Source organism: Nonomuraea sp. NPDC050404 (assembly GCF_040655495.1).
In the GTDB taxonomy this organism is placed as follows: Bacteria; Actinomycetota; Actinomycetes; order Streptosporangiales; family Streptosporangiaceae; genus Nonomuraea.
In genome coordinates this window covers 1-2,683 of record NZ_JBFAKB010000080.1, presented here as the reverse complement: position 1 = coordinate 2,683, position 2,683 = coordinate 1, and the positions used below count along the sequence as shown (strand labels likewise).

Annotated in this window: 3 protein-coding genes and 1 pseudogene; 3 read left to right on the top strand and 1 reads right to left on the bottom strand. The window is 37.8% G+C overall.

Annotated elements, in window-relative coordinates; genetic code table 11:
* A pseudogene (locus tag AB0I81_RS63875) lies at positions 1-140 on the top strand (IS6 family transposase); the annotation flags it as partial.
* Between the two features lie 365 nt (positions 141-505).
* A complete protein-coding gene (locus AB0I81_RS63870) occupies positions 506-1,747 on the top strand; it encodes an OFA family MFS transporter (protein ID WP_356489087.1) in 1,242 nt (413 codons plus the stop codon).
* A 106-nt stretch (positions 1,748-1,853) separates the two neighbouring features.
* Here the strand turns inward: AB0I81_RS63870 and AB0I81_RS63865 are convergent, their stop codons facing one another.
* A complete protein-coding gene (locus AB0I81_RS63865; RefSeq protein ID WP_101812836.1) occupies positions 1,854-1,997 on the bottom strand; it encodes an IS3 family transposase in 144 nt (47 codons plus the stop codon).
* A gap of 50 nt (positions 1,998-2,047) precedes the next feature.
* Between AB0I81_RS63865 and AB0I81_RS63860 the strand changes: the two genes are divergently transcribed.
* A partial coding sequence (locus AB0I81_RS63860; RefSeq protein WP_360680641.1) for an IS6-like element ISS1N family transposase occupies positions 2,048-2,683 on the top strand: 636 nt, incomplete at its 3' end.

Sequence of the window (2,683 nt, the reverse complement as noted above, 5' to 3'; positions counted from 1 at the left end):
AAAGTCTCCGTACAGCCTCTTCCACGATTAAGGGCATGGAGACCATTCGAGGAATATATAAAAAGAACCGAAGAAATGGAACGCTCTTCGGCTTTTCGGTGTCTACTGAAATCAAGGTATTAATGGGAATACCAGCCTAAGATATTTGGAGTTCAGAGCGGGCGCGTTTGATTTTCAAACTTCGCAACAGAACCAAAATAAGCATAACTTTTAAAGTGCTCCATAACTGTTAGATTTCTTGTCTAACAATTATGGAGCACTTTAGGTTCCCTGTGCTTTTTTATTTGTTCAAAAACAGCAACCGTAATTTGTTTTTTCCCAGTACTATAGCTAACTTAAATGTACTTTTCATTAGCCAACGTTAAAATTCGTCTTATACTAAAATTTAATTGTTTAAATGTGATAATCAATGTGATATTATTATTATATGACAACAATGGTTGTTAACAACGTTTAAATTATTCGTATACTTATTCGTATACTATCAAAAATGGAGGAATAGGTATTGAAAACAAATCGCTATGTTGTTGCGTTTGCAGGTGTCATGTTTCATTTAATGATTGGTTCCGTTTATGCTTGGAGTGTTTTTACTAATCCAATTGCAAAACAAAATGGTTGGGCAGAATCCTCAGTCGCTCTTGCATTTAGTATCGCTATTTTCTTCTTGGGAATGTCAGCCGCCTTTATGGGCAAAGTCGTTGAAAAAATAGGCCCTAGACTAACGGGAACTATTGCTAGCTTTCTTTACGGAACTGGAACCATTATGACTGGTTGGGCTATCCATCAAAATTCAATTTGGCTATTATATCTCTCATATGGTGTCATAGGCGGCTTAGGACTGGGAGCAGGATACGTTACCCCTGTATCAACAATTATTAAATGGTTTCCAGACAAACGCGGTTTAGCAACGGGGTTAGCTATTATGGGATTTGGTTTTGCAGCAATGCTGACTGGTCCTGTTGCTCAACAGCTAATGGCTAGTGTTGGTCTTGAACAAACATTCTATCTCTTAGGAACATTTTATTTTGTTATTATGCTGCTCGCTGCACAGTTTATTGTTCGTCCAAATCTGGCACTATCAAGCACTACTGAAAATAGCATTTCTCAAAAAAAGGGAACACGTCTAACCCGAGGACCGGAGCTAACAGCTAACCAAGCCCTCAAAACTAAATCCTTCACTTTTCTTTGGATAATGTTATTTATCAATATTACATGCGGGATCGGCCTTGTCTCAGCTGCATCCCCCATGGCTCAAAGTATGACCGGCATGTCTGTCCAAACAGCCGCAATTATGGTTGGAATCATAGGCCTTTTCAATGGCTTTGGACGTTTGATATGGGCAACTTTGTCTGATTATATCGGGCGCCCTGCTACTTTCAGTACCATTTTTATTCTCGATATTGTAATGCTTTCAGCCATGCTCATCTTCAAATTACCGCTCCTATTTGTCATTGCATTATGCTTGTTGATGTCTTGTTATGGAGCAGGCTTTTCTGTCATCCCAGCCTACTTAGGTGATGTCTTTGGTACTAAAGAATTAGGAGCTGTTCATGGATATGTACTGACAGCATGGGCTGCTGCCGGAGTTGTTGGACCATTACTATTATCATTAACACATCAACTGTTCCACAATTATACTTTGACATTAGCTGCCTTTATTTTGATTGATCTATTGGCACTGCTAATCTCATTCTGGATACAACGAGATTTCATTAAAGCCAGCAAATTAATAAAAAGCAAATCATAAAAAACTACTTTAAAGCGCATTAAATTATTAAAAACTAAGACAAAATTGCATAAAAAAGAGTCTAAAACAGCATGAGCCGTAAAGTGCAAGACAAAATTGAATATTTTTAAACTGCTAAGGCATGTTCCCTGTATTCGCAGGGAGTCATGCCTTTTGTTTTCTGTGATATTCGTCGATTGTTAAACCAATCGACGTAATTCTTTGTGATTTCCTTGAATTCTCCAATAGGTTCTGTTGCAAAGTTTTCCAAAAAATCTATTTTAGTGTAAAATTGAGAAAAAAGACAGAGAGGACAGAGTAATGAATCATTTTAAAGGCAAACAATTCAAAAAAGACGTCATTATTGTCGCTGTTGGTTACTACCTGCGTTACAATCTAAGCTATCGTGAAGTTCAGGAATTGTTATATGATCGTGGAATAAATGTTTGTCATACTACGATTTATCGTTGGGTGCAAGAGTACAGCAAAGTCCTCTATTATCTTTGGAAGAAGAAAAATAGACAATCCTTCTATTCATGGAAAATGGACGAAACCTATATCAAAATTAAGGGACGTTGGCATTATCTTTATCGTGCAATTGATGCGGACGGCTTAACCTTAGATATCTGGTTACGAAAGAAACGGGATACGCAAGCAGCCTATGCTTTCTTAAAACGACTCCATAAACAGTTTGGTGAGCCGAAAGCAATTGTGACCGATAAAGCACCTTCTCTTGGCTCCGCCTTTAGAAAGTTACAGAGTGTGGGTTTATATCCTAAGACAGAGCACCGAACTGTGAAGTATCTTAACAATTTAATAGAACAAGATCATCGACCTTTTAAACGACGAAATAAATTTTATCAAAGTCTCCGTACAGCCTCTTCCACGATTAAGGGCATGGAGACCATTCGAGGAATATATAAAAAGAACCGAAGAAATGGAACGCTCTTCGGCTTT